Origin of the sequence: Kitasatospora sp. NPDC098652 (assembly GCF_044760155.1) — a bacterium.
In the GTDB taxonomy this organism is placed as follows: domain Bacteria; phylum Actinomycetota; class Actinomycetes; order Streptomycetales; family Streptomycetaceae; genus Kitasatospora.
This window is the reverse complement of the sequence record NZ_JBIWAQ010000012.1, coordinates 46,257-71,625: the sequence shown is the minus strand read 5'-3', so window position 1 is coordinate 71,625 and position 25,369 is coordinate 46,257. Positions and strand designations below refer to the sequence as shown.

Sequence of the window (25,369 nt, the reverse complement as noted above, 5' to 3'; positions counted from 1 at the left end):
GCTCCACCGGAGCGGCAATCGAGACCGACATCACACATAAAACGGACATCGAGGGCCAAAAAATCGGGGAGCCCCTCGCTGCTGCGAGAGGCTCCCCAACTGTCTGTGCGCCGCCAGGGACTCGAACCCCGGACCCGCTGATTAAGAGTCAGCTGCTCTAACCAACTGAGCTAGCGGCGCCTGCTGACCTGGAAAACAATACACGGTCCCCGGGGGTGCCCTGCACCACGGTGGGTCCGCCGGGCGCCGCGGGTGACCGTTTCCTCCCGGTTGGGGCGGAGTTCGTGCCCGGTTAGGGTGGAAACGTGCCCAGCCCCCAGCCCGGACACCCCCACCCCCGAACCTGCCCGCGGCCCCCTTCCCGACGCCGCCGGCCGTCGGACCGGCGCGCACGGACCGCGGTCGCCGCGCTGCTGCTGCTCAGCGCGGTGGCGTACACCGCGTGGGTGCTGGAGGTGGTGCTCAGCACCGGGCTCGACCCGGTGCAGGCGTACCTCAGCGAGCTCGCCGCCGAGGACCAGCCGCTGGGCGGCCTCTTCCGGGCCACCGACCTCGCCGCCGGGCTCTGCGTGCTCGCCGCCGCCGTCACTGCCCTCGCCACCGGGCAGGCCCGGAACGCCGTGACGCCCGGTCGACGTGCCTCGGCCCCTGGTCAGGACCTCGCGGGCCCTGGTCGGCACTCTGCGGACCCCGGCCGGAACCGCTGGGCCCTGGTCGGCTGGTCCGCCCTGGCCCTGTTCGGCGCGGCCACCGCCGCCGACTCCCGGCTGCCGCTCAGCTGCGCCCCCACCAGCGACGAGATGTGCGCGGCCCGGGAGACCGCCGGACTGGTTCCCGCCACCCACACCGCCCACGCCGTCACCAGCAGCCTCGCCATGTTGGGCGCGCTCACCGGACTGGTCGCGCTCACCGTCCTCGCCCGTCGCCACCACCGCTGGCCGGCGGTGCGCCGGTTCGGCCCCTGGCTGCTCGGAGCCGAACTGCTGGCCACCGGCTGGAGCCTCGGCGCGATCGCCGCCTTCCAGGCCGGTCGCGGCACCTGGGCGCTCGGTGCCGGGCAGCGGTTGCAGGTGCTGCTGGTCGCGCTCTGGCTGGCCGTCCTGGCCGTGGCCGTCGCCCGCTCGTCCGCCCCGCAGGCGCTGCCCGCTCCGGAGGACGCCCAGGACACTCCGGGCGCGCAGGCCGGCCCGGCGGCACCGGAGGCCGCCGACCGGAGGCCGGCGTGAGCACGCCCGCCGCCAATGCCCGCTTCCTGCGCGTCGACGGCGTCCCGCTGCACGTGCGCACCGAGGGCAGCGGCCCGCTCTGCCTGCTCACCGGCGGTCTCGGCAGCAGCTGGTTCGACTGGGACCTCGTCGTCCCGTTCCTCACCCCGTACCGCACGGTCGTCCGCTTCGACCGGCCCGGTTACGGGCTCAGCGCCGCCGAGCCCGCCACCGGGCGGCGGCCCGCCCCGACGGTGGCCGGCGAGGCCGAGCGGATCCGCGCGGTGCTGGACGGCCTGGGGCTGGGCGGGCCCTGCACGGTGGTCGGCCACTCGCTCGCGGGCTTCCACGTGGAGGCCTTCGCCCGGCTGCACCCCGAGCGGACCGCCGGGCTGGTCCTGGTCGACGGCAGCGTCGAAGCGGCGGCCCGCCCCTACCCGGCACCGGCGGTACGGGACCTCGCGGCCCGGGCGGTGGCGGGCGCGGCGACCGCCCTCGCGGTGCCGTACCTGCTCGGCCCGACCGCCCGCCGGGTGACCGCCCGGCTGTCCACCGTCCGCCGGGAGGACCTGGCCCCGCCCCTGCTGGTCCGGCACTGCTACCGCACCGGACGGGCCCTGCGCGCGCTGCTCCGGGAGAACGGGCGCTACCTCGACATGGCCGCCGAGCTGGACGCGCTGCGCCGGGCCCGGCCGCTGCCCGAGGACCTGCCGATCACCGTGCTGGCCGCCGACGACGGCTGCCGGACCAGCCGGACCGAGTCCTGGCTGGCCGACCAGCGGGAGCTCGCGACGCTGCTCGGGGCGGACTTCCGGACCACGGCGCCGGCCGGGCACCTGGTGATGTTCGACCGTCCGGACGCGGTGGCCTCCGCCGTCCTCGACACCGGCTGACGGCCCCGGACGGCCCCGGACGGAAGGTGTCCCGAGGGCCGGAAACGCCGGAAACGCCGAAAACGCCGGAAGGCCCTTCGCTCTCGCGAAGGGCCTTCCGGCTGTCTGTGCGCCGCCAGGGACTCGAACCCCGGACCCGCTGATTAAGAGTCAGCTGCTCTAACCAACTGAGCTAGCGGCGCCTGCTGACGTGGAAGACAGTACACGTCGGCAGCCCGTTCCGCCGAATCGTAATCGCGTGGCCACCGGGAGTGAGACCTTCGCCGTCACCCCGGGTGGTGGCAGGCGGCCCGGTGGTCGCCCGCCGCCTCGGGCCCGGTCCCCGCCCGGTCGCCGTCCAGGGTCGGCCGCTCCTGCTCGCAGCGCGCCCGGGCCGTGGCGTCCGCGAGTCCGGCGTAGAGCGGGCAGCGGGTGCGGAACGGGCAGCCGGCGCGGCGCTCGGTGGGGGAGGGCGGGTCGCCGGCCAGCAGGATGCGGTCGCGGGCGCGTTCGGCGGCGGGGTCGGGCAGCGGCACGGCGGAGAGCAGCGCCCGGGTGTACGGGTGCCGGGGCCGTTCGAAGACGGCGGAGACCGGGCCCTGCTCGACCGTCCGGCCGAGGTACATCACGCTGACCCGGTCGGCGAGGTGCCGGATCACCGAGAGGTCGTGCGAGACGAACAGGTAGGACAGCCCGAGTTCGGCCCTGAGCGACTGGAGCAGGTTGAGCACCCCGGCCTGGATCGAGACGTCCAGGGCGGAGACCGGTTCGTCCAGCACCAGCAGCTTGGGCCGGACGGAGAGGGCCCGGGCGATGGAGATCCGCTGGCGCTGCCCGCCGGAGAACTGGTGCGGGTAGCGGACCGCGTGCTCCGGGTCGAGCCCGACCTGGCGGAGCAGCTCGGGCACCCGGCGGGCGATCTCCTCGCGCGGGGCGTGCTGGGCGCGCAGCGGCTCGGCGACGATGTCGCCGACCGGCATCCGGGGGTCGAGGCTGGCCATCGGGTCCTGGAAGACGATCTGCAGTTCGGAGCGGAGCCGCTGGGCCTCGGCCCGGGTGAGCCGGGCGGTGTCGTGGCCGAGCAGTTCGATCCGGCCGGTCTCCGGGGCACTCAGGCTCAGCAGTTCGAACAGCGTGGTGGACTTGCCCGATCCGGACTCCCCGACCAGGCCGAGCGTCTCGCCCTGGCGCAGGTCCAGGTCGACGCCGTCCACCGCGTAGACCTCGCCGACCTTCCGCTTGAACACCGTGCCCTTGAGCAGCGGGAAGGTCTTCCCCAGCCCGCTCACCGAGAGCACCTGCGGCCGGTCCGCGCGGTCCCCGGCGGCGGGCCCCGGGGGCAGCTCCGGCACCGGGTACACCTCGCTCGGCGCGGGTCGCCGTTCGGCCAGCTCCGCCGAGCGCACGCAGGCCGCCCGGTGCCCGTCGTCCCCGCTCAACGCGGGCTCCGCCGTCGAGCAGCGCTCCTCCGCGAGCGGGCAGCGCGCGGCGAACGGGCAGCCGGGCGGCAGTTCGGCCATCGGCGCCGGGGCGCCGGGGATCGGCACCAGTGGGCCGCCGCGCCCGTCCAGCCGGGGCAGCGCGCCGATCAGCCCGAGGGTGTACGGGTGGCGCGGGGCCGCGAACAGCTCGTCCACCCCGGCGGTCTCGACCACCCGGCCCGCGTACATCACGGCGACCCTGTCGGCCGCCCCCGCGATCACGCCGAGGTCGTGGCTGACCAGTACGAGCGCCGCGCCGGTCTCCTCCCGGGCGGTGCGCAGCACGTCGAGCACCTGGGCCTGGATGGTGACGTCCAGTGCGGTGGTGGGTTCGTCGGCGAGCAGGATGTCGGGCTGGTTGGCGATGGCCATGGCGATCATGGCGCGCTGGCGCATGCCGCCGGAGAACTCGTGGGGGAAGCTGTCCAGGGCCCGGTCGGGCGCCGGGATGCCGACCAGGTCGAGGAGTTCGGCGGCCCGGCGGCGGGCGGTGGCCCGGTCGACCGGCTGGTGGATCCGGACGGCCTCGGCGATCTGGTCGCCGATCCGGTAGACCGGGGTGAAGGCGGACAGCGGGTCCTGGAACACCATGGCGACCCGGCGGCCGCGGATCGCGGCGAGTTCCCTGCCGGGCAGGCCGACCAGTTCCCGGCCGTCCAGCCGCACCGAGCCGTCGATCCGGGCGGTGCCCGGCAGCAGCCCGAGCACGGACAGCGCGGTGACGGACTTCCCGGAGCCGGACTCGCCGACGATGCCGAGGGTCTCGCCGCGGTGCAGGGTGAGGTCCACCCCGCGCACGGCGGGCACCGGTCCGTGCGGTCCGGCGAAGTCCACCCGCAGGTCCCGGACGGCGAGCAGCGGGGTCTCGACGGCGGTGCTCACTTCTGCTTCCTCCGAAGGCGGCGGGTGCGGCGCGGTGCGCCCCCGGCGGTGGGGTCGAGGGCGTCGCGCAGCCCGTCCCCGACCAGGTTGACGGCGAGCACGAACAGCACCAGCAGCCCGGCCGCGAAGTAGAACATCCACGGGAACACCGGGGCCTCGCTGGTTCCGGCGGCGAGCAGGGTGCCGAGCGAGACGTCCGGCGCCTTGACCCCGAAGCCGAAGTAGGAGAGCGCGGTCTCGCTCATCACCGCGCCGCCGACGGCGATGGTGGCGTCGATGATGAGGAAGGAGGCGACGTTCGGCAGGATGTGCCGGCTGATGATCCGCAGCGGCCGCACTCCCATGAACCGTGCGGCGCGCACGAATTCGCGCTCGCGCAGGGAGAGGGTCATCGAGCGGACCACCCGGGCGGTGATCATCCAGTTGAACAGGGCGAGCAGCAGCACGAAGGCGATCCAGCCGGCGCTCTTCAGCCGGGACGAGACGATGGTGATGATCAGGAAGCTGGGGAAGACCAGCAGGAGGTCGACCAGGAACATCAGGGCCCGGTCGGTCCAGCCGCCGAAGTAGCCGGCGCAGGCGCCGACCAGCGAGGCCAGCACGGTGGAGAACAGGGCCACCAGCAGGCCGATGATCAGTGACTTCTGCAGGCCGCGGACGGTCTGGGCGAACACGTCCTGGCCGACCCCGTTGGTGCCGAACCAGTGCTCGGCGGAGGGGGGTTGGTGCAGCGCGGTGAAGTCGGGGGCGGCGTAGTCCCAGGGCGTCAGGTACGGGCCGCCGAAGGCGAGCGCGAACAGCAGCAGGACGACGACGGCTCCGGCCACGGCGCTGCGGGCGGCGAGCAGCCGGGCGAGGACGAGGCGGCCGCGGCCGGTCCCCCGGGCGGGGACGGGCCCGGGCGGCTGGACGGGGCCGGCGGGGCCGGCGGGTCCGGAAGGCTCGACGGGTTCCACGGAGAGGGCGGTCATCTCGGTCTCCCTCCGGTCAGGACCGCACGCGCGGGTCGAGGGCGGCGTGCAGGGTGTCGGCCAGGAAGCCGGAGGCGAGCACGACGACGGCGGTGAACAGGTTGATCGCCACCACGGAGTTGACGTCCTGTTCGTTGATCGACTGGATCAGCCACTCGCCCATGCCGTGCCAGCCGAAGATGGTCTCGGTGAAGATCGCGCCGGTGAAGATGCCCAGGAAGCTGTAGGCGAACATCGTCGACATCGGGATCACGGCGGTGCGCAGCCCGTGCTTGAGCAGGGCCCGGCGTCGGGTGAGGCCCTTGGCCTCGGCGGTGCGCAGGTAGTCGGAGCCGAGCACGTCGAGCATGGTGCCGCGCTGGTAGCGGCTGTAGGTGGCGAGGCCGCCGAGGGCGAGCGAGACGGTGGGCAGCAGCAGGTGCAGGGCCCAGTCGGCGAGGTGGGCGCCGAGCCCGCCGGCCAGTCCGGGGGTCTCGTAGCCGGTGAACGGGACGACCTCGTGGCCGGCCGCGTCCTTGGCGGCGATCGCGCCGTTCTTGAGGAACAGCGCGACCAGGAAGACCGGGGTGGAGAGCAGCACGAAGGACACCACGGTGAGCAGCCGGTCGGAGATCCGGTACTGGCGTACGGCGCTCCACGCTCCGGCGGCGACGCCGAGGACGGTGCCGAGCAGGCTGCCGAGCAGCAGCAGTCGCAGCGAGACCCAGACCCGGCGGCCGAAGTCGTCGGTGACCGGGGTGTCGTGGATGGTCCGGCCGAGGTCGCCGTGGAGCAGCCCGCCGGCCCAGTGGCCGAAGCGTTCGACGACCGGGGTGTGGTCGTTCAGGTTGAGCGCGGTGAGCTGGCGTTCGACCGAGGCGGCGGACGGGCGCGGCACCTTGGCGTCGAAGTAGGTGCGCGGCTGCAGGGCGCTCGCGGATATCGCGTAGGCGAGGAACACGGCGGCGATCAGCAGCGCCGCGTAGTAGCTCAGCCGCTTCGACAGGTAGCGGAGCATCAGCGGCCGCCCGGGGTGGGGGCGGGGGCGACGCGTCTGGTGGGCATCGGCGGGTGGCCTTCGGTCGGGGCCCGGTCAGGGCCTCAGCTGGCAGGGGGAGCACGGCCGTTGGCGAACGCGCAGGTCGCAGTGTTGCACCGGGGTACGGCCGTGATGTTGCGGCGGGATTGCGCGGTGTGACTTTTTGATCAGGCGTCCGCTCCTCCCCCTGGTGGCGGATCTGATCCGCTGTTACGTTCCTCTGGCTCGGTGCCGGATTGAGTGCCCATGCTCAAGCCCGGTCATGCCTCGTACGGCCCAACTCGTGTCACGAACCGGACCCGTGGCGCGCGCCCGACGCCTGCCATCGACCCCAGGGGGACCCTCATGGACGCTTCCAGCACGGCCCGTCGCCTCGGCCGGACGGCCGTTCTCGCCGTCGCCGTCGCGCTGGCGGTCACCGCGTGCACCTCGGGCGGGGGCGGCTCGGCCGACAACGTGGCCAAGAGCGAGCCGCCGAGACAGGACTCCCAGGACATCAACGCCAAGCCGCTGGACCAGATCAAGGACGGCGGCGAGGTGCGCTTCCAGCTGGACCAGTGGATCACCCAGTGGAACCCGCTCCAGGTGGACGGTGGTGCGTACACCGACACGGTGAACCTCATCCGCGCCGTGGAGCCGACCCTGTTCGGCACCGACGCCTCCGGCACCTTCCAGCCGAACCCGAACTACCTGGTGGAGGCCAAGGTCACCTCGACCTCGCCGCAGGTGGTGACCTACAAGCTGAACCCCAAGGCCAAGTGGTCGGACGGCAAGCCGCTCAGCTACCTGGACTTCAAGGCGGACTGGCAGACCAGCAACGGCAAGGACCCGGCGTACAACATCGCCGACCCGTCCGGCTACGAGCTGATCTCCGCGGTCGAGCAGGGCGCGGACCCGACCGAGGTGAAGGTCACCTTCGCCCAGCCGTACGCGGACTGGCAGAACCTGTTCCGCCCGCTCATCCCGGCGGCCGCCATCTCGACCCCGGACGACTTCAACAAGGGCTGGGTGGAGAAGATCCCGGTCACCGCGGGCGCGTTCAAGATCGGGACGGCGGACAAGACCGCGCAGACCCTCAGCCTGGTCCCGGACCCGGCCTGGTGGGGGACCAAGCCCAAGCTGGACAAGATCACCTTCCGGGTGATGGACAAGTCGGCGAGCATCCAGGCCTACCTCAACAACGAGATCGACCTAGCCTCGGCCAGCACCGCCGCCGCGTACGGGCAGCTCAAGAACGCCAAGGACACCGTGATCCGCTCCGCCAGCCCGTGGGACGAGGTGCACATCTCCTTCGGCGGCAACGGCGCCCTGGCGGACCAGAAGGTCCGGCAGGCGCTCGGCAGGGCGCTCGACCGCTCGGCGCTGATCAAGATCGCCAACAACGGGGTGCCGGTCGAGTTCAAGCCGCTCGGCAACCACATCATCATGCCCAACCAGGCCGGCTACCAGGACAACTCCGGCGACTGGGCCAAGTTCGACCTGGCCGCCGCGAAGAAGGGGCTGGACGAGGCCGGTTGGAAGGAGACCGGCAGCGGTCAACCGCGGACGAAGGACGGGAAGCCGCTGGAACTGCACTGGGTGCTCAGCGACGGCACCGCGCAGGCACAGCTCGACCTCGCCACCGCGGCGGCGGCGATGTGGCAGGCGGCCGGGGTCAAGGTCGACCTGGACAAGGTGGCCGCCAACGACTTCTTCTCCAAGTACGTGACCCCGGGCAAGTTCGACCTGGCGAGCTGGCGCAACACCGACTCCTTCCCGAACTCCAAGAGCCTGACCAACTTCCGCCTGCCGGTGGGCGACAACTCCTTCCAGAACCCGTCCCGCCTGGGCAGCCAGGAGATCGACGACCTGCTGAAGAAGGCGGCCGGGACGGTCGACCCGGTGGAGGCCGCGAAGCTCTACAACCAGGCGGACGCGAAGATCTGGGAGCTCGGCCACACCGTCGAGCTCTACCAGCGGCCCGCCGTGGTGGCGACCCGCAAGGGACTCGCCAACTACGGGGCCTTCGGCCTCGCCCAGGAGGACTACACCAAGGTCGGCTGGGAGAAGTGACCCCGGCCGCCGCGGCGGCGAGGGCGACCGCACGGCAGGCGCTGGCGAGCAGCGCGGTGATCACGAGGCCGGTGGTGCGGACACGGGTGGGTCGGCTTCGCCGCCCCCGCTGTCCTGCCACCGGCCTTGACCTTCCGCGTTGCCCGCAGGCCACCCGTGTCGTGGGGCCCCGCGAGGGGCCCGTGCTCGCTTCCAACCGGGGACGAATCTAGCGGGGCCGCCGGGCCGGTCGCGGCGCAGCGCGCGGGGCGCGCCCGGAAACCCGCCGTGCTGTCACCCAGTTCGCGCACCGGAGCGTCAACTCTCGCTGACGGCAAGGAGAAAAGGGGTATACCGGGGCATCGCGCCCGGGTTCGAACGGAGTTGCCGCACCGGCGCACGCGCCCGCGCCGGTGCGTGCGTCGGACCCCGGCCACTGCCAGGATGCGCGGGACGGCGGGCCCAGCCGGGCCGCCTCCGCCCAGCCCCGACCCCCGGAGCAGCACCGATGGCCAGTGACCACGCCGCCGAGGCACCCCGAGCCCCGCACGTCGACCCGCCCCCGGTTCGCCGGATGGTCCCGCGCGACCGCGCCGAGCCGCACCGGGTCGCCACCCCGCTGGAACTCTTCTTCGACCTCTGCTTCGTGGTCGCGGTCGGCCAGGCCGGTCGCGAACTCGCCCACTCCCTCGCCGCCGGGCACTACGGCGAGGGCCTGCGCGGCTACGTGATCGCCTTCTTCGCGATCTGGTGGGCCTGGATGAACTTCACCTGGTTCGCCTCCGCCTACGACTGCGACGACGTGCCGTACCGGGTCACCACCCTGGTGCAGATCGCCGGCGTGCTGATCCTGGCCGCCGGGGTGCCGCGGATCTTCGAGACCCAGGACCTGACGCTGGGGATCACCGGCTACGTGGTGATGCGCCTGGCCATGGTCAGCCAGTGGCTGCGCGCGGCGGCCGGGGAGCAGGGCGAGGCGCGCACGGTCGCGCTGCGCTACGCGGCGGGGATCGCGCTCTGCCAGGCCGCCTGGGTGGTGGTGCTGTTCCTGCCGGACGCCGCCCGGCCGGTGATCATCCCGATCGGCGTGCTGTGCGAGCTCGCCGTGCCGGTGGTCGCCGAACGGCGGGCGCAGACCTCCTGGCACCCGCACCACATCGCCGAGCGGTACGGACTGTTCACCCTGATCGTGCTCGGCGAGACGGTGGCCGCCGCGACCGTGGCGGTGCAGTCGGCGGTGGACGAGCACGAGGGGCTGGGCCGGCTGGTGCCGGTGGCGGTCGGCGGGCTGCTGATCTGCTTCGCGGCCTGGTGGATCTACTTCGCCCGGCCGGTCCACGACCACCTGCGCTCCAACCGGCAGGCCTTCGCCTGGGGTTACGGGCACTACCTGGTGTTCGGCTCGGCGGCGGCGATCGGTGCGGGACTGGAGGTGGCGGTGGAGTCGGCCGCGCACAAGGCGGAGATCTCCGAGACGGCCGCCACCGCGACGGTCACCGTGCCGACCGCCGTCTACCTGGTCACCGTCTGGTACCTGCACTCCCGGCACACCAAGCGCGGGCTGGTCGCCCAGTCGATGGCGCCGCTCGGGGCCGCGCTGGTGCTGGCCTGCACCGCGTTCGGCGGCTCGGGGGTGCTGGCGGCGGGCCTGGTGTGCGCGCTGATGGTCGCGGTGGGGGTGCTGATCCACAGTCGGGAGAGCCGGTAGAACCGGGAGAGCCGGGTGGAGGGCGCGCTAGACGCGTTCCAGCAGTACCGGCTCGTGCCGGGCCAGCCAGTCCAGGTAGGCCGGGTTGACCTTGGCCAGATCCAGGTAGGCGGCGCGCAGTTCGCCGTAGAGCGCGTCCAGGGCGGGCTGGCTGAGCACCCGGGGGCGCCAGGTGAACAGCAGCCGGACGGCCAGTGGGTCCCCGTGCACCGGGCGGACCACCGTGCCGGGCCCGGGCAGCGAGGTCGGCTGGCAGGGGCGGACGGCCTCGCCGGAGGCGACCAATTCGGCGGCGGTGGTGTTGTCCCGCACCTGCACCACCCGGGGGTTGAGCCCGGCCTCGCTGAACACCCGCCGCATCGCGGCGTACTCGTGGTCGGCGGTCGGGTCGACCATCCAGGTGTCCTCGGCGAGGTCGGCGAGGTGGACCACCGGCCGGGCGGCGGCCGGGTGCCCGGCGGCGAGCGCGACGAACTGCGGCTCGCGGGCCATCAGCACCCGGTGCTCGGCGTCCGGCGGGACCCGCAGCGGGAAGCCCTCGCTCTCGTACACGAAGGCCACGTCCAGTTGGTCGGAGGCGACCATCCGCAGCAGCGCGCTGGCGGAGATGTCGACGTGGATGGTGGTGTCGGTGTCCGGCAGCCGCTCGTGCACCCGGCGCAGCCAGGCGGCGACGGCCCGGCTGCCGACGCTGCCGATCCGCAGCCGGCGCTGCCGGCCGGGCCCCGCGGTGTCGCGGGCCTCCTGCCGGGCGGCGGCGACCAGGGCGGCCATCTCGCTGATCACCGGCCGGGCCCGGGACAGCACCGAGTGGCCGAGTGCGGTGGGCCGGCTGCCGGTCTGCTCGCGGGTGAACAGGGTTCCGCCGATGGCCCGTTCGATGCGGTGCAGCTGGGTGGTGAGGGAGGGCTGGGTCATGCCGAGCTGGAGCGCGGCCTTGCGGAGGCTGCCGGTGTCGGCGATCGCGCACAGCACCCGGAGGTGTCTCACGTCGAGCTCCACGACGGGAGCATAGACGTCACCGAGCCACATCGCCAAGGACATGACAGGGAATCAAGCGCACATCGACGGACCGCACGGCGGATCCCCGCGGTGCGGCGCACCGGTATGCGGCCGGACTATCGCCGGTTGACATCATCCGCGACAGGCCCGGGCGGGTCGAAGCTCGGGGACACCGCACCGCCCCGGCGCCGACCGGGACGGCCCCCACCGCGCGCCGCCGCCGCACGGCCGGCCCCCACCGGCCCCGGCGGGCCGGCGCGCCGCGCGAATCCGGAGTCCCGCATGAAGCGATCCCTGCTGTCCGCGACCCTGGGCCTGGCCCTCGCCGGTGCCCTGGCGCTGCCCGCCACCGCCGTCGCCGCGCCCGCCACCGCCGCGCCCGCCGCCCCGGCCGTCCACGGCCACAGCTCGTCGAGGTACGCCGGTTCGGCCCAGGAGGCCGCGAACAACCAGGCCTTCTTCCGGGCCGTGCTGGCCTCGGTGCAGGCCAAGCGGGCCGCCGACCCCGGCCTGACCACCGTCACCGTCACCTACGACGCCTCCAACGCACCCTCCTTCGCCGGCGACATCGCCAACGCCGCGCAGATCTGGAACAGCTCGGTGCACAACGTCCGGCTCCAGGAGGCGAGCGGCGGCACCGGCGACTTCTCGTACAACGAGGGCGACGACCCGAACGGCTCGTACGCCAGCACCGACGGACACGGGCACGGCTACATCTTCATCGACCACCAGCAGGCCCAGCAGTACTACTCGCTCCGGATCGTCGCCCACGAGACGGGACACGTGCTCGGCCTGCCCGACGACTACTCCGGCCCGTGCAGTGAGCTGATGTCGGGCCACGGCCCCGGTACGTCCTGCACCAACGCGCACCCCGACGCCAACGAGAGCGCCCAGGTCGACTCGCTCTGGGCGGACGGCGTGGCGGCGGCCAACTGACCTGCCCAGCAAGTGAATCGGGTGCGGCGGCCCGCCCGGCCGGAAACGGGCGGCCCGCCGCATGGGTACTTCCCCGCCCCGGAGCCTAGCCGCCCCCGGAACGGAATGCCAGGGGCATGGCTAGGTCAAGACGAGGAAAAGACGGCCGGAATCCGGTGGGGGCCGGGGGTATTGGACCGGGCTATCGGTGGTTGACATCATCCGCCGGGCCGCCGGGCTGCCCGAAGCTCTGGGGACACCCGGTCGCCAGGTGCCCCCCGAGCCGGCCCCCAACCCGGCTGCGGCACCCGGGACCGGACCCCCACGTCCAGGACCCCTTCAGGAGCCCCCACATGAAGCGATCCGTGCTGTCCGCGACCCTCGGCCTCGCCCTCGCGGCGGGTCTCGCCGTGCTGCCCACCACCGCGGCCGCCGCCGCCCCGGCCGCCCCGGCCGTCCAGGGCTACACCGCGTCGACGTACGCCGGTTCGGCCCAGGAAGCGGCCGACAACCAGGCGTTCTTCCAGGCCGTGATGGCCTCCGCCAAGGCCAAGCAGGCCGCGAACCCGGGCCTGGCCACCGTCGTGGTCACCTACGACGCCAGCTCCGCGCCGTCCTTCCGCAACCAGATCGCCAGCGCCGCGCAGATCTGGAACAGCTCGGTCAGCAACGTCCAGCTGCGGGCCGGCTCGGCCGCCGACTTCAGCTACTACGAGGGCAACGACAGCCGCGGCTCCTACGCCAGCACCGACGGGCACGGGCGCGGCTACGTCTTCCTCGACTACCAGCAGAACCGGCAGTACAACTCGGTCCGGGTGACGGCGCACGAGACCGGGCACGTGCTCGGTCTGCCGGACCACTACTCCGGCCCGTGCAGCGAGCTGATGTCGGGCGGCGGCCCCGGCACCTCCTGCACCAACCCGTACCCGAACGGCACCGAGCGCAGCCGGGTCAACTCGCTCTGGGCGCGCGGCTGACGCCACCCGTGAGCGCCCCGGCCCGGCCGCGTCCGCAGCGGCCCGGCCGGGGCGTCGCCGCGGGCGGGTGCGGCCGCACTGTCGGTACGGCGTGCGAGCATGCGGGCGAGACCCGTCCGCCCGCGATCCGAGAGGCGCCACCGCCATGCCCCGTTCCGTCCCCGAGCAGCTCGCCGACCTCCCGTACGCCGAGCTGCTGCGCCCGCACACCGGCCCGCTGCGCCGCGACGAGCGGTACGACACCGCGCACTTCGACGGCGGTCAGCGCACCGACGAGTCGGGCGCCGGGGCGGCCTTCCTGGAGTGCGCCTTCACCGGGGTCGCGCTCAGCGGGGTCAAGCTGCGCCAGGCCCGGTTCAACGAGGTCTGGGTGCAGGCCGGCCGCTGGGTGGCCTGCGACCTGAGCGACACCGAGTGGCAGGACAGCTCCTTCGTCGGCGGTGTGCTGGCCGGGATCGCCGGGCACGGCTCGGCGCTGCGCCGGGTGGTGTTCCGCGGCTGCAAGCTGGAGGCGGTCAACCTGCGCGCGGCCGTGCTGCGGGACGTGGTGTTCGAGGACTGCCTGCTGCGCGACGTGGACTTCGGCGACGCGAAGCTGACCGGGGTGTCCTTCCCCGGCTCGACGCTGGAGGAGGTGCGGCTGCGCGGGGCCGTGCTGAGCAAGGTGGACCTGCGCGGAGCCGCCCGGCTCGGGCTGGCGGACGGCCACCAGGGGCTGCGCGGGGCGGTCATCAGCTCGCCCCAACTGCTGGAGCTGGCGCCGCAGTTCGCCCAGGCGCTGGGCATCGAGGTGAAGGACCGCTGACCGGACTCGAATCCTCCCTGTCGGATCAGCCTGACGTTCAGCCCGGTGTCGCTCGGTGACCCCCGGGCGAACAGTCCGACAAACCTGCTGCGCGCATCTGGTGGCCCGCTCCGGTGGCGGTGGAGACTGCTCCGCGATCGAAGGCCCCGAGTTGTGTACACAACATCGCCAGTGAAGGGACGGACCGGACTGATGGCCGAGTTGAGTCGTAGAAAGTTCGTCACGCTGTCCGGCGCCGCCGCGGCCGGCCTCGCGGTGGCCGGCGCCGGCGCCGGAGCCGAGGACGCCGCGGCCGCCTCCAGCACCACGCTCAGCACCACCGGCACCATCACCGACGTGCAGCACGTGGTGATCCTGATGCAGGAGAACCGCAGCTTCGACCACTACTTCGGCACCCTCAAGGGCGTCCGCGGCTTCGCCGACCGGGCCGCCATCCAGATCTCCGGCGGCTACAGCGTCTTCAACCAGCCGAACGGGCTGTTCGCCCGCCAGTACCCGTGGGCCTTCAACCCCTCGGGCGCCAGCGGCTCCCCGGAGACCCAGGCGCAGTGCAACGGAGACCTCTCGCACGCCTGGTCCGACCAGCACAAGGCCTGGAACGGCGGCAAGATGGACTCCTGGGTGTCCGCCAAGGGCACCGTCCGCACCCTCGGCCACCTGCGGCGCGGCGACATCCCGTTCCACTACGCGCTGGCCGACAACTGGACCATCTGCGACGCCTACCACTGCTCGGTGCTGAGCGCGACCGGCCCCAACCGCACCTACCACTGGAGCGGCACGATCGACCCGGCCGGCACCGCCGGGGGCCCCGCCTACGACGGCGGCTCCGAGTCCAACCTGCGCTGGCAGACCTACGCCGAGGCGCTGGAGGCCGCCGGAGTCAGCTGGAAGGTCTACCAGAACGCCGCCGACAACTTCGGTGACAACGCCCTCGCCTACTTCAGCCAGTTCACCGGCGCCGCGGCCGGCAGCCCGCTGGCCGTCAAGGGCATGGGCTCGGTGCCCAAGGTCACCGGCCGGACCCCGGACGACATCGCCGCCGCGATCCGCGCCGACGTGCTGAACGGCACCCTGCCGCAGGTCTCCTGGATCGTCGCCGACCAGCAGTCCTCCGAGCACCCCTACGCCACGCCCGAGGACGGCGCGCACTTCGTCCACCTGGTGATGGACGCCCTGAACGCGGACCCCAACGTCTTCAACTCCACCGTCCTGCTGATCAACTACGACGAGAACGACGGCTTCTTCGATCACGTCCCGCCGCCGGCCGCGCCCGCGGGCACCCCGGGGGAGTTCTACAACTCCACCAACATCGGCCTCGGCTTCCGCGTCCCGCTGATCGCGGTCTCCCCGTGGACCCGCGGCGGCTGGGTCAACTCCGAGACCTTCGACCACACCTCGGTGCTGCGCTTCCTGGAGGTGTGGACCGCCGCCCTCGGCACGCCCGCCACCAGCCCCAACATCAGCGCCTGGCGCCGCCAGGTCTGCGGTGACCTCACCTCGGTCTTCGACTTCGCCAACCCGGTGTACGGCATGCCCGCGCTGCCCGACACCTCGCAGACCATCGGCCTGGCCACCTGCGGCCCGCTGCCCAACCCCTCGCCCGCCGACAACGCGCTGCCCGCCCAGGAGCCCGGCACCCGCCCGGCCCGCGCCCTGCCGTACCAGCCCAACGCCAACCTGGACCACCTGGAGTTCGGCTCGGGCGGGGTGATGAAGGTCTGGATCGCGATGGCGAACACGGGCACCGCGGCCGTGAGGTCCGCGCACTTCGCGGCCTACGCCAACGCCTACCGCAGCGGCGGGCCCTGGCAGTACACCGTCGCCCCGGGCGGCAGCACCAGCGACTTCTTCAACTGCGGCACCAACTTCGGCGGCGGCCCGTACGACCTCACCGTGGTCGGCCCCAACCGCTTCCTGCGCCGCTTCAAGGGCGACGCCACCAAGGCGGGCAAGAACGCGGCCGTCACCGCCTCGTACGCGGTCGAGCCGGGCAGCGGCAAGCTCGCCGTCTACTTCAAGCTGGCCAACACCGGCAGCGCCCCGATGACCTTCACCATCACCTCCACCAACTACCGCACGGACGGGCCCTGGACGTACCAGGTCCCGGCCGGCGGCAGCGTCAGCGACTTCTTCAACGCGGTCGCCTACAGCAACGGCTGGTACGACTTCACCGTCACGGTGGACGCCGACAGCAGCTGGTCGCAGCGGTTCACCGGCCACCTGGAGACGGGCGCGCCCAGCGTCAGCGGCTGACCGTCCCGGTTCACACGTACGGGCCCCGGGGGAACCACGGATCGTGGACCTCCCGGGGCCCGTACGGCGTCAGCAGGGTGACGGTCAGCGGCCCGGCCGCGTACTCGGCGAGCTGCACCGCGCCGTAGCGGGTCTCCAGCTCGGCCTGCACCGGCACCGGCAGCTTGCTCAGCGCCCGCCGCAGGTGCAGCGCGTCCCGCCGGCTGACCGGGTGCGGGGTGCGCAGGACCAGCCGCAGCGGGCTGAGCGGGCCGACCACCGGGACGCCGGTGCCCAGTTCGTAGCCGACCGCGCCGATCGGGCCCCAGGCCAGCCGGTGGTCCGCGACCAGCCGGCCGACCTCCGGCAGCAGGGCCAGCGCCGGGAGCCCGGCGACCCGCCCGGGGGCCAGCAGCTCCTGCCGGCCGACCAGCTGCTCGGGCCGCAGCGTCCGGGCCACCGCCGCCCAGGGCGCCAGGGCGTCCAGCCGCTGTCCGGGGCGCGGGCCGCGTACGGTGACCGGGATCCAGTGCTCGGGGGCGGCCGGCCACCCTCGGGTGCAGCGCCGCGCACGCGGGACGTCCACCGGGGCGCCGACCGGCGAGGGCGCCCGGCCGACGGTGACCCACGGGTGCGCCCGCAGCACCGTCCGGGCCCAGTCCGGCAGCTCGCCGCCGGCCGGCGGGCGCAGCGAGCCCGGGCACTGCATCAGCAGCAGGTCGTGGGTGCCGGGCAGCCGGCCGTCCAGCGCGGCCAGGGCGCCGACCCGGCGGCGCGGTCCGTCGTGCAGTTCCTCGGTCGAGTTCCTCACACCGCCACCCTCCGCCCGTCCGGAACCGCCCGGCTACGGCCCTTGGGCGCGTCGGGCCGGGACCAAAGGCTCAACGTGCGACCGCCGACTCCCGGTGTGAGAGTGGGGGACAGCCCGGTAATCCGTTCGGAGGAGGAGTCATGGGCATTCTCGACAGGATCTTCCACAGGACGCACGAGGCCACCGGCCAGGAAGCCGCCGAGCGGGCCGCGCTCGCCCATGACGAGGCCGCCGACGCGTACAGCGACGACGTCGAACGGGCCCGGCAGACGCAGGAGCGGACGGCCGCCCAGGAGGAGGCCGACCGGCGGGCCGCCGAGAACATGACGGCCGAGGGCGATCCCTGGGACTGAGGTCTGACGCCGGGACCGCTGCCCGCCGCCCGGGACTGCTGTCCGCTGCTGGGACCGCCGCCCGGACCGCCGTCAGCGCTCGCGCGGCGGCAGCGGCGGGCGCCGCAGGTCCGGCCGGGGCGTGGACTCCGGCGGGGGCGCCGCCGCCGGGGCGTCCTCCAGCAGCTCCAGGGCCAGTTGGACGGCGGTGACCAGCTCCGGGTGGCGCCCCCGCGCCCAGTCCCGCGGGGTGCGCAGCACGTGCACGTCCGGCTCGACGCCCCGGTTCTCCACCGACCAGCCGAGCCCGCCGCTGAACCAGGAGGCGTTCTTCGGCACCGAGATCTGGGTGCCGTCGCCCAGGGTGTGCCGCCCGGTCATCCCGACCACCCCGCCCCAGGTCCGGTTGCCGATCACCGGCCCGAGGCCGAGCAGCTTGATCGCCGCGATGATCACGTCCCCGTCCGAGCTGGTGGCCTCGTCCGCGAGCGCGACCAGCGGGCCGCGCAGGGCGTGCCGGGGCCAGCGGACGGGCCGGCGGCCGCGGCTGAAATCCCAGGCGAGGACGTGCCGGGTGAGCTTCTCCAGGACGAGTTCGGAGACGTTGCCGCCGGCGTTGCCGCGCACGTCGAGGACCAGCGCGGGTTTGTCCAGTTCGCGCCGCAGGTCCCGGTTGAACTGCGCCCAGCCGGAGCCGCCGAGGTCCGGGATGTGCAGGTAGCCGCACCGGCCGTCGCTGAACTCCCGTACCAGGGAACGGCGTTTGGCCACCCAGTCCTGGTAGCGGACGGCCCGTTCGTCGGTCAGCGGGGTGACGGTGATCCGCCGCACCGGGCCGTCCGGGCCGCTGCGCAGGGCGAGTTCGACGGTGGTGCCGCCGGTGCCGGCCAGCAGGGGCAGCGGACCGCGCACCGGGTCCACCGGGCGGCCGCCGACCTCCAGCAGTTCGTCGCCGTCCCGGACGCCCTGGGCGGCCAGCGGGGCGCGGGCGCGCGGGTCGGAGGACTCGCCGAGCAGCACCCGGTCGACCAGCCAGCGGCCGTCCGGGGCGCGGTGGGCGTTGGCGGCGAGCAGGCCGAGCGGCTGCTGGGCGAGGCCGGGGCCCTCGGCGCGCCGGGAGGGGGTGACGTAGGCGTGCGAGGTGCCGAGCTCGCCGAGCAGCTCGCGCAGCAGGTCGGCGAAGTCGTCGGGTGAGCAGACGCGTTCCAGCAGCGGCTCGTACTGGGCGACCAGCGCGGGCCAGTCCAGACCGGACATCCGCTCGTCCCAGAACTGGTCCCGGACGATCCGGGCCGCCTCGTGGTAGGCCTGGCGCCACTCGGCGGCCGGGTGCACGGTGTGGGTGATCCGGCGCAGGTCGACGCTGGTCCCGGCGGAGGGGGCGGCGACCGGGATCACCCGCAGCGTCCCGGCCGAGTAGACCGCGATCGAGCCGCCGTCCCCGGAGACGGCGTAGCCGTCCAGCTTGTCGACCAGGGTGGTGCGGGTGCCCCGGGCCAGGTCGAAGTGCTCCAGGGAGGGCCGGCCGGAGGTGTCGTCGGGGTTGGCGAAGGTCTGCCCGAGGGTGCCGGAGATCGGCCAGCGCAGCCAGACCAGGCCGCCGCGCACCGCGTCGGTGGCCGAGTACTTGGAGGCGATCACCGGGAACTGGAGCAGCCGCTCGCCGATGCCCGCCGGGTCGACCCGGACGGTGCCGTCGCCGTCGCCGTCCCCGCGCGGGGCGGCCTCCTCGGCGGGCGCGGCGAACGGGGAGGGGGTGTCGGCGGTGAGCGGGACGAGGTACGGGCGGCAGCCGACCGGGAAGGAGAGGTCGCCGGTGTGCACGTCGTGGACGGGGTCGAAGCCGCGCCAGGACAGGAAGGCCAGGTAGCGGCCGTCCCGGGTGAACACCGGCTGCTCGTCCTCGAACCGGCCGTCCGTGACGTCGGTGATCGGGGCGGGCGCGTCGGTGCGGGTGAGCCGGATCCGGCGCAGCGAGCGCCCGGCGGCCGGCTGGGACCAGGCGATCCAGTGCGAGTCGGGGGAGAACCGGGCGCCGGCGACCGGCCCGTCCTCGGAGGCGGCCAGTTCGCGCACCGCGCCGTCCTCGGCGGAGACCAACAGCAGCCGGCCGTCCGAGCTGGTGGCGGCGAGCCGGGAGCCGTCCGGGGCGGCGGTGAGCTCCAGGACCCTTCCGAGCCGGCCGGCGGCGAGCACCCGGTGGCGGTGGGCCGCCGTCTCCTGGTGGCCCGGCAGCGGCATCACCTCGATCGCGTCGGCGCCCTCGGCGTCGGTGACCCAGGCCGCCTCGCCGGTGTGCCCGAGCACCACCGGCAGCCGGGTGCGGACCCCGGGGGTGTCGGCGAGGACGCGGGCCGGGCCGTCCTTGGCGGTGAGCCAGTACTGGCTGCCGCGCACGGTGATCACCCCGGCCCGGCCGGTCCGGTCGCAGGCGAGGTCCTTGACCTGGGAGGCCGCACTGACCTGGTACGGGCGGCGGCCGGCCCGGGCGCCGCCGAGCGGCACCCGCAGCCGGTGCGGGGCGGGGGCGTCCAGGCCGTCCAGCAGCCAGAGGTCTCCGGCGTGCTGGTAGACGATCCGGGTGCCGTCGGTGGCGGCCTCGCGGGCGTAGTAGGAGGCGTGGTCGGTGTGCCGGCGCAGGTCGGTGCCGTCGGGGCGGCAGGAGTAGAGGTTGCCGATGCCCTCGTGGTCGGAGAGGAAGGCGATCCGCTCGCCGACCGGCATGGGGGAGGCGAGGTGTCCGGTGTGCTCGGGCAGGATCAGCTCGCCGTCCACCCAGAGCCGGCCGATCGCGCCGCCGCGGTAGCGCTTCCAGGCGGCGGGCTCGTGCGGGGCGGCGCCGGTGAGCAGGACGGTCCGGTCCCGGCTGACCTGGGCGTCGCCGACCGGGCCCCAGGGCATCCGGCGGCCGGGGGAGCCGTCGGGCGGCAGGGCGTGCGCCCAGGTGTAGTGGCCGAAGGGCTCGTGGAAGGAGGTGACGGCCAGTACCTCGCCGTTCGGCAGCCAGCCGCGCACCCGGGTGTCCTGGCTGCCCCAGTAGCTGAGCCGGCGGCTCTCGCCGCCCTCGACCGGGGCGGTCCACACCTCGGGCGTCAGGCCGAGCCAGCTGGTCCAGGCGAGGGTGGTGCCGTCGGGGGAGAAGCGGGGGTGGCTCACCCGGGTGCGGTCGCAGCCGACCCGCCAGGCCCGGCCGGTGGCGGCGGCCCCGGGCTCCAGCGGGGCGATCCAGACGTCGTCCTCGGCGGTGAAGGTGAGCAGGCCGCCGTGCAGGTGGGGGTGGCGGAGGTAGCCGGGCGGGGTCACTCCTCCATCCTTCGACGGGGTGTCACCCCCGGCAACCGGAGACGGCCCTCCCGTACCGGTCTGGACCATTGACAGCGCACGGCCGGATCCACTTCAGTGGTCTAGTCCAACTTGGGTGCCAGACCGGGCCGTTCCCCCCACTGGCGCGTGCTCCGGCGTGCCCTCGGACGTCCCCCACGACCGCGCCACCGCAGGAGCACCCGCATGCGCAGAACCCTGAGAAACGGCCTCGCCGCCGGCACCGCCGCCGCCCTCGCCGCGGCCACCCTGGTCGGCGTCACGCTCGGCCTGGCGCCCGCCGCCTCGGCCGGCGAGTTCCTGGTCAACGGCGGCTTCGAATCCGGCTCGCTCGGCCCCTGGAGCTGCACCGGCGGCTCCGGCAGCGTCGTCACCGGCCCGGTGCACGGCGGCAGCCACGCGCTCGCCGCCGCGGCCACCGCGGGCGACACCGCCCAGTGCTCCCAGACCGTCGCCGTCGCCCCCAGCACCAGCTACACGCTCAGCGCCTGGGTCAACGGCTCCTACGTCTACCTGGGCGTCGACGGCGGCGGCCCCAGCACCTGGACGCCCGGCACCGGCGGCGCCTACCAGAAGCTCAGCCTCGGCTTCACCACCGGCGCCAACCAGACCACCGCCACCGTGTACACCCACGGCTGGTACGGGCAGGGCACCTACTACGCGGACGACGTCTCGCTGGACGGCCCGGGCGCCCCCAGCCCGACGCCGACACCGACGCCGACACCCACGCCCACCCCGACCCCCACTCCGACGCCCACGTCCACGCCGACCGGGACCCCGACGGGAACCCCGACCGGCACGCCCACCGGCACCCCGACCGGAACCCCCGCCGGCAACCACACCCTGGTCGGCTACCTGCACGCCAGCTTCGCCAACGGCGCGGGCTACACCCGGATGGCCGACGTCCCCAACTCCTGGGACATCATCGACCTCTCCTTCGGCGAGCCCACCTCCCCGACCTCCGGCGACATCCGCTTCAACCGCTGCTCGGCCACTGACTGCCCCACCGTCGAGTCCGACGCCGACTTCAAGGCCGCCATCGCCGCCAAGCGCGCCCAGGGCAAGAAGGTGCTGATCTCGATCGGCGGCCAGAACGGCCAGGTCCAGCTGACCACCGCCGCCGCCCGGGACACCTTCGTCAGCTCGGTCTCGGCCATCATCGACAAGTGGGGCCTGGACGGGCTGGACATCGACTTCGAGGGCCACTCGCTCTCCCTCGACACCGGCGACACCGACTTCAAGAACCCGAAGAGCGCGGTCATCGTCAACCTGATCTCGGCGCTCAAGACCCTCAAGGCCAAGTACGGCCCGGGCTTCGTGCTGACCATGGCGCCGGAGACCTTCTTCGTCCAACTCGGCTACCAGTACTACGGATCCGGCCCCTGGGGCGGTCAGGACCCGCGCGCCGGGGCGTACCTGCCGGTGATCCACGCGCTGCGCGACGACCTCACCCTGCTGCACGTCCAGGACTACAACTCCGGCTCCGTCATGGGCCTGGACAACCAGTACCACTCGATGGGCGGCGCCGACTTCCACGTCGCGATGACCGACCTGCTGCTCAACGGCTTCCCGGTGGCGGGCAACGCCAACAACGTCTTCCCGCCGCTGCCCGCCTCGAAGGTCGCCATCGGCATGCCGGCCACCACCAACGCGGGCAACGGCTACGTCGCCCCGGCCGAGGTGGACAAGGCCCTGGACTGCCTCACCAGGCTGGCCAACTGCGGGACGTACGTGCCGCGTTCGGGCGCCCAGCCGAAGCTGGCCGGGCTGATGACCTGGTCGGTCAACTGGGACCAGTTCGGCGGCCGGGAGTTCTCCAGGAACTTCGACGCCTACTTCGGCCGCTGACCAGCCGCTGACCAGCCGCTGACCGGCCACTGACCGGCCACTGACCGGCCGCTGACCGGCCACGGGGTCCGCGCCCGCCGGACGCGGACCCCGCGCGGCGCACGTCAGGGCACCAGCAGCCGCTTGGCCCCCTCCACCACGGCGGGGGAGGCCTTCGCGAGGGAGCCCGCGGCGTACGGCGGCTGCGGGTCGTACTCGATGAGCAGCTGGACCGCCTGCGCGGTCCCGTCCCCGGCGATCAGGCCGGTCAGCCGCAGCGCGAGGTCGATCCCGGCCGAGACCCCGGCCGCGGTCGCGTACTTGCCGTCGACCACGATCCGCTCGGTGCCGGTGGGCTCCGCGCCGAACGGGGGCAGGCGGTCCAGCACGCCCCAGTGGCTGGTGGCCCGGCGGCCCTCCAGCAGGCCCGCGGCGGCGAGGATCAGCGAGCCGGAGCAGACCGAGGTGGTCCAGGTGGTGGTCGCGTCCACCCGGCGCACCCAGTCGAGCACCGCCGCGTCGGTCAGCTGCGCCTCCGTCCCGGGCCCGCCGGGGACCAGCAGCAGGTCGGCGGAGTCCACCTCGTCCAGGGCGGCGTCCGCGGTCAGCGCCAGGCTGCCCAGGTCGTTGCGGACCGGGCCGCGCCGCGCGGCGGTGAACACCACCTCGGCCCCGGGGATCCGGGACAGCACCTCGTACGGGCCGACCACGTCCAGGCCGGTGAACTCGGGGTAGAGCAGGATCGCGATGCGCATCAGTGACCTCCATCGGATGGCCGGCCGTCGGGCCGGGAACGGAAGCGGCGGCGGTACTCGGCGGGCGGGGTGGCGACGGTCCGGACGAAGGCGCGCCGCATCGCCTCCGGGGTGCCGTAGCCGCAGGAGCGCGCGATCGCCTCGACGCCGTCGTCGGTGTCCTCCAGCAGCCGCCGGGCGGCCTCCAGCCGGACCCCGTCCACGTAACGGCCCGGGGGCACCCCCACCTCGGCGGCGAAGGCCCGGGCGAAGTGCCGCGGCGACAGCGCCGACCGTCGGGCCAGCGCCTCCACCGAGAGGTCCGCCCCGGGGTGCTCGGCGATCCACTGCTGGACCTCGCGCAGCGGCTGCCGCACCGCCACCTGGGCGGCCAGCTGGGTGCTGAACTGGGCCTGGTTGCCCGGCCGGCGCAGGAAGACCACCAGGTGACGGGCGATCAGCAGCGCGGCGTCCCGGCCGTGGTCCTCCTCGACCAGGGCCAGGGCCAGGTCGATCCCGGCGGTGACCCCGGCCGAGGTGGCGATGCGCCCGTCCCGCACGTGGATCGGGTCCGGGTCGACCGTCACGTCCGGGAACCGGCGGGCCAGCTCCCCGCAGTACGCCCAGTGGGTGGTCGCCCGGCGCCCGGACAGCAGTCCGGCCTCGGCGAGCAGGAAGGCCCCGGTGCACACCGACACCACCCGCTCGGCCCGGTCGGCCAGCTCCCGGATCCGCGCCACCAGCGCGCCGTCCGGGTGCTCGAAGGCCACCCCGCCGGGGACCAGCAGCGTGTGCACCGGTCCGACCTCGGCGAGGTCGGCGTCCGGCAGCAGTCGCAGCCCGCTGGAACTGCGCACCGGCCGGCCGCCGGCGGAGGCGGTGGTCACCCGGTAGGCGCCCGGCTGCCCGGCGGCCGCGCCCGCCCCCGCGAACACCTCCAGGGGGCCGGTCACGTCCAGGCTCTGCACGTCGTCGTAGAGGACGACGACCACGCTGCGCGCTCTCATGCGGTCAGCCTGTCACCGGCCGGTGACGGCAGCAATGACCGGTTCCCCACCTTTCCTGCCACCGGGCGCGGGGGTGCGGGGGTGGGGGTGGGGCGCGGGGGTACGCCGGAACGCCGAGAGGCCCCCTGCTCTCGCAAGGGGCCTCTCGGCTGTCTGTGCGCCGCCAGGGACTCGAACCCCGGACCCGCTGATTAAGAGTCAGCTGCTCTAACCAACTGAGCTAGCGGCGCCTGCTGACGTGGAGAACATTACCTGGTCAGCGGCCGAAACACACAATCGGCCCGGAGGGCCTCAGGCGGTCAGCACCACCTTGCCGCGGACGTGCCCGGTGGCGACCAGCCGGTGCGCCTCGGCGGCCTTCTCCAGCGGCAGCGTCTCGGCGATCTCCAGCCGCAGCCCGCCCGCCTCCCACAGCCGGACCAGCTCGGCCAGCCGCTCGGCGGTGCGCGGCCCCCGCAGCCCCCGGACGCCCAGCCGCTCGGCCTCCGGGTAGTCGACCACGGTGCCGATCCGGTCCCGGTCGGCGACCAGCTCGACGGAGGCGGCCAGCGCGCCCCGCCCGGCCGCGTCGAAGGCCGCGTCCACCCCCTGCGGCGCGACCGCCCGGACCCGCTCGACCAGCCCCTCGCCGTACGCGACCGGGATCGCGCCCAGTCCGCGCAGGTACTCGTGGTTGCGCTCGCTCGCGGTGCCGATCACGGTGGCCCCCAGGGAGCGGGCCAGCTGGACGGCGACGGTGCCGACCCCGCCGGAGGCGCCGTGCACCAGCACGGTGTCCCCGGGACCGACCCCGAGCAGGTCGAGCGCCACGTGGGCGGTCTGGCCGGAGGCGGAGAGTGCACCGGCCTGCTCCCAGGGCATCCCGGCGGGCTTGGCCACCAGCTGGCCGGCGTCCACCGTGATTAGCTCGGCCTGGCAGCCCAGCACCCGGAAGCCCAGCACCTCGTCGCCGACCCGCCAGTTCCCGGCGCCCGGCCCGAGCCGGTCCACCACCCCGGCGAACTCGTTGCCCAGGACGAACGGCTCCTCGGCCACCAGCCCCGGCGGGCGGAAGCCCTCCCGGATCGCGAGGTCCACCGGCTGGACCGCGGCGGCGTACACCCGCACCCGGACCTCTCCCGGGCCGGGTTCCGGGTCCGCCACCTCGGTGACCCGCAGGACCTCGGGACCGCCGGACCTCGGTACGGTGACCGCCTTCATGGGGTGCTCCTCTCGCCGGATCCCGCTGATCCTCGCCG

19 protein-coding genes and 3 tRNA genes are annotated in these 25,369 nt (G+C 74.0%); 10 read left to right on the top strand and 12 right to left on the bottom strand.

The genetic code is table 11. From position 1 onward, the window contains the following. Positions 1-106 precede the first annotated feature (106 nt). A tRNA-Lys gene (locus ACIQWA_RS24720) sits at positions 107-180 on the bottom strand. A 125-nt stretch (positions 181-305) separates the two neighbouring features. On the opposite strand from ACIQWA_RS24720, the gene ACIQWA_RS24715 reads away from it, so the two are divergent. Then, entirely contained in the window at positions 306-1,226 is a 921-nt protein-coding gene (locus ACIQWA_RS24715; protein WP_402485838.1) for a DUF998 domain-containing protein, read from the top strand. Then, on the top strand, positions 1,223-2,098 hold the full coding sequence (locus ACIQWA_RS24710) for an alpha/beta fold hydrolase (RefSeq protein WP_402485835.1): 876 nt from the start codon (positions 1,223-1,225) through the stop codon (positions 2,096-2,098). The genes ACIQWA_RS24715 and ACIQWA_RS24710 overlap by 4 nt, the downstream gene beginning before the upstream one ends. Before the next feature lie 108 nt (positions 2,099-2,206). Here the strand turns inward: ACIQWA_RS24710 and ACIQWA_RS24705 are convergent. From ACIQWA_RS24705 to ACIQWA_RS24690, 4 genes are all read right to left on the bottom strand, one after another. After that, positions 2,207-2,280 (bottom strand) — tRNA-Lys (locus tag ACIQWA_RS24705). A gap of 84 nt (positions 2,281-2,364) precedes the next feature. Continuing rightward, positions 2,365-4,440 carry a dipeptide ABC transporter ATP-binding protein gene (locus ACIQWA_RS24700; protein ID WP_402485832.1) on the bottom strand — a complete coding sequence of 692 codons (2,076 nt, stop codon included), beginning with the start codon at positions 4,438-4,440 and terminating at the stop codon, positions 2,365-2,367. Further along, positions 4,437-5,411, bottom strand: coding sequence for an ABC transporter permease (locus ACIQWA_RS24695; RefSeq protein WP_402485829.1), 975 nt, complete (start codon positions 5,409-5,411; stop codon positions 4,437-4,439). The genes ACIQWA_RS24700 and ACIQWA_RS24695 overlap by 4 nt, the downstream gene beginning before the upstream one ends. 16 nt (positions 5,412-5,427) lie before the next feature. After that, positions 5,428-6,408: an ABC transporter permease gene (locus tag ACIQWA_RS24690; protein WP_360240777.1), complete on the bottom strand. Its 981-nt coding sequence runs from the start codon at positions 6,406-6,408 to the stop codon at positions 5,428-5,430. Between the two features lie 366 nt (positions 6,409-6,774). Here ACIQWA_RS24690 and ACIQWA_RS24685 point away from each other — a divergent pair, with 366 nt between their 5' ends. Together ACIQWA_RS24685 and ACIQWA_RS24680 are read left to right on the top strand one after the other, a co-directional pair. Next, positions 6,775-8,481 (top strand): ABC transporter family substrate-binding protein, encoded by a 1,707-nt coding sequence (locus ACIQWA_RS24685; RefSeq protein WP_360240780.1) that lies wholly within the window; start codon positions 6,775-6,777, stop codon positions 8,479-8,481. Positions 8,482-8,968: 487 nt separating this feature from the next. Continuing rightward, positions 8,969-10,168: a low temperature requirement protein A gene (locus tag ACIQWA_RS24680; protein ID WP_402485825.1), complete on the top strand. Its 1,200-nt coding sequence runs from the start codon at positions 8,969-8,971 to the stop codon at positions 10,166-10,168. 27 nt (positions 10,169-10,195) lie between these two features. Here the strand turns inward: ACIQWA_RS24680 and ACIQWA_RS24675 are convergent, their stop codons facing one another. Then, positions 10,196-11,200, bottom strand: a complete 1,005-nt coding sequence (locus ACIQWA_RS24675) for a LysR family transcriptional regulator (RefSeq protein ID WP_402486233.1) — start codon at positions 11,198-11,200, stop codon at positions 10,196-10,198. A 252-nt stretch (positions 11,201-11,452) separates the two neighbouring features. On the opposite strand from ACIQWA_RS24675, the gene snpA (ACIQWA_RS24670) reads away from it, so the two are divergent. From snpA (ACIQWA_RS24670) to ACIQWA_RS24655, 4 genes are all read left to right on the top strand, one after another. Beyond that, positions 11,453-12,106 (top strand): snapalysin, encoded by a 654-nt coding sequence (snpA, locus tag ACIQWA_RS24670; protein ID WP_402485822.1) that lies wholly within the window; start codon positions 11,453-11,455, stop codon positions 12,104-12,106. 332 nt (positions 12,107-12,438) lie between these two features. After that, the gene (snpA, locus tag ACIQWA_RS24665) at positions 12,439-13,062 is read left to right on the top strand and encodes a snapalysin (RefSeq protein ID WP_402485819.1); all 624 of its coding nucleotides are present in this window, start codon (positions 12,439-12,441) and stop codon (positions 13,060-13,062) included. 145 nt (positions 13,063-13,207) lie between these two features. Then, positions 13,208-13,867 (top strand): pentapeptide repeat-containing protein, encoded by a 660-nt coding sequence (locus ACIQWA_RS24660; RefSeq protein ID WP_402485816.1) that lies wholly within the window; start codon positions 13,208-13,210, stop codon positions 13,865-13,867. A gap of 192 nt (positions 13,868-14,059) precedes the next feature. Next, positions 14,060-16,120: a phosphocholine-specific phospholipase C gene (locus tag ACIQWA_RS24655; RefSeq protein WP_402485813.1), complete on the top strand. Its 2,061-nt coding sequence runs from the start codon at positions 14,060-14,062 to the stop codon at positions 16,118-16,120. A 10-nt stretch (positions 16,121-16,130) separates the two neighbouring features. Here the strand turns inward: ACIQWA_RS24655 and ACIQWA_RS24650 are convergent, their stop codons facing one another. Continuing rightward, positions 16,131-16,910, bottom strand: a complete 780-nt coding sequence (locus ACIQWA_RS24650; protein WP_402485810.1) for a phosphoribosyl-dephospho-CoA transferase MdcG domain-containing protein — start codon at positions 16,908-16,910, stop codon at positions 16,131-16,133. 140 nt (positions 16,911-17,050) lie between these two features. On the opposite strand from ACIQWA_RS24650, the gene ACIQWA_RS24645 reads away from it, so the two are divergent. Further along, on the top strand, positions 17,051-17,263 hold the full coding sequence (locus tag ACIQWA_RS24645) for a hypothetical protein (RefSeq protein WP_402485807.1): 213 nt from the start codon (positions 17,051-17,053) through the stop codon (positions 17,261-17,263). Positions 17,264-17,335: 72 nt separating this feature from the next. Here ACIQWA_RS24645 and ACIQWA_RS24640 read toward each other — a convergent pair whose 3' ends face one another. Further along, complete coding sequence (locus ACIQWA_RS24640; RefSeq protein ID WP_402485805.1) at positions 17,336-20,545, bottom strand: S41 family peptidase; 3,210 nt, start codon at positions 20,543-20,545, stop codon at positions 17,336-17,338. Positions 20,546-20,749: 204 nt separating this feature from the next. Between ACIQWA_RS24640 and ACIQWA_RS24635 the strand changes: the two genes are divergently transcribed. Beyond that, the gene (locus ACIQWA_RS24635; RefSeq protein ID WP_402485802.1) at positions 20,750-22,411 is read left to right on the top strand and encodes a chitinase; all 1,662 of its coding nucleotides are present in this window, start codon (positions 20,750-20,752) and stop codon (positions 22,409-22,411) included. A gap of 104 nt (positions 22,412-22,515) precedes the next feature. Here the strand turns inward: ACIQWA_RS24635 and ACIQWA_RS24630 are convergent, their stop codons facing one another. From ACIQWA_RS24630 to ACIQWA_RS24615, 4 genes are all read right to left on the bottom strand, one after another. Then, positions 22,516-23,145 (bottom strand): DJ-1/PfpI family protein, encoded by a 630-nt coding sequence (locus ACIQWA_RS24630; RefSeq protein WP_402485799.1) that lies wholly within the window; start codon positions 23,143-23,145, stop codon positions 22,516-22,518. After that, positions 23,145-24,131, bottom strand: coding sequence for a GlxA family transcriptional regulator (locus ACIQWA_RS24625; protein ID WP_402485796.1), 987 nt, complete (start codon positions 24,129-24,131; stop codon positions 23,145-23,147). The genes ACIQWA_RS24630 and ACIQWA_RS24625 overlap by 1 nt, the downstream gene beginning before the upstream one ends. A 156-nt stretch (positions 24,132-24,287) precedes the next feature. Further along, a tRNA-Lys gene (locus ACIQWA_RS24620) sits at positions 24,288-24,361 on the bottom strand. A gap of 61 nt (positions 24,362-24,422) precedes the next feature. Beyond that, positions 24,423-25,331 carry an NADP-dependent oxidoreductase gene (locus tag ACIQWA_RS24615; RefSeq protein ID WP_402485793.1) on the bottom strand — a complete coding sequence of 303 codons (909 nt, stop codon included), beginning with the start codon at positions 25,329-25,331 and terminating at the stop codon, positions 24,423-24,425. Between the last annotated feature and the right edge of the window lie 38 nt (positions 25,332-25,369).

Coding starts and splice junctions, on each gene's coding strand:
- ACIQWA_RS24685 (WP_360240780.1), top strand. CDS start 6,775: ATGGACGCTTCCAGCACGGCCCGTCGCCTCGGCCGGACGGCCGTTCTC.
- ACIQWA_RS24655 (WP_402485813.1), top strand. CDS start 14,060: ATGGCCGAGTTGAGTCGTAGAAAGTTCGTCACGCTGTCCGGCGCCGCC.
- snpA (WP_402485819.1), top strand. CDS start 12,439: ATGAAGCGATCCGTGCTGTCCGCGACCCTCGGCCTCGCCCTCGCGGCG.
- snpA (WP_402485822.1), top strand. CDS start 11,453: ATGAAGCGATCCCTGCTGTCCGCGACCCTGGGCCTGGCCCTCGCCGGT.
- ACIQWA_RS24645 (WP_402485807.1), top strand. CDS start 17,051: ATGGGCATTCTCGACAGGATCTTCCACAGGACGCACGAGGCCACCGGC.
- ACIQWA_RS24625 (WP_402485796.1), bottom strand. CDS start 24,131: ATGAGAGCGCGCAGCGTGGTCGTCGTCCTCTACGACGACGTGCAGAGC.
- ACIQWA_RS24615 (WP_402485793.1), bottom strand. CDS start 25,331: ATGAAGGCGGTCACCGTACCGAGGTCCGGCGGTCCCGAGGTCCTGCGG.
- ACIQWA_RS24695 (WP_402485829.1), bottom strand. CDS start 5,411: ATGACCGCCCTCTCCGTGGAACCCGTCGAGCCTTCCGGACCCGCCGGC.
- ACIQWA_RS24690 (WP_360240777.1), bottom strand. CDS start 6,408: ATGCTCCGCTACCTGTCGAAGCGGCTGAGCTACTACGCGGCGCTGCTG.
- ACIQWA_RS24680 (WP_402485825.1), top strand. CDS start 8,969: ATGGCCAGTGACCACGCCGCCGAGGCACCCCGAGCCCCGCACGTCGAC.
- ACIQWA_RS24635 (WP_402485802.1), top strand. CDS start 20,750: ATGCGCAGAACCCTGAGAAACGGCCTCGCCGCCGGCACCGCCGCCGCC.
- ACIQWA_RS24675 (WP_402486233.1), bottom strand. CDS start 11,200: ATGTGGCTCGGTGACGTCTATGCTCCCGTCGTGGAGCTCGACGTGAGA.
- ACIQWA_RS24630 (WP_402485799.1), bottom strand. CDS start 23,145: ATGCGCATCGCGATCCTGCTCTACCCCGAGTTCACCGGCCTGGACGTG.
- ACIQWA_RS24660 (WP_402485816.1), top strand. CDS start 13,208: ATGCCCCGTTCCGTCCCCGAGCAGCTCGCCGACCTCCCGTACGCCGAG.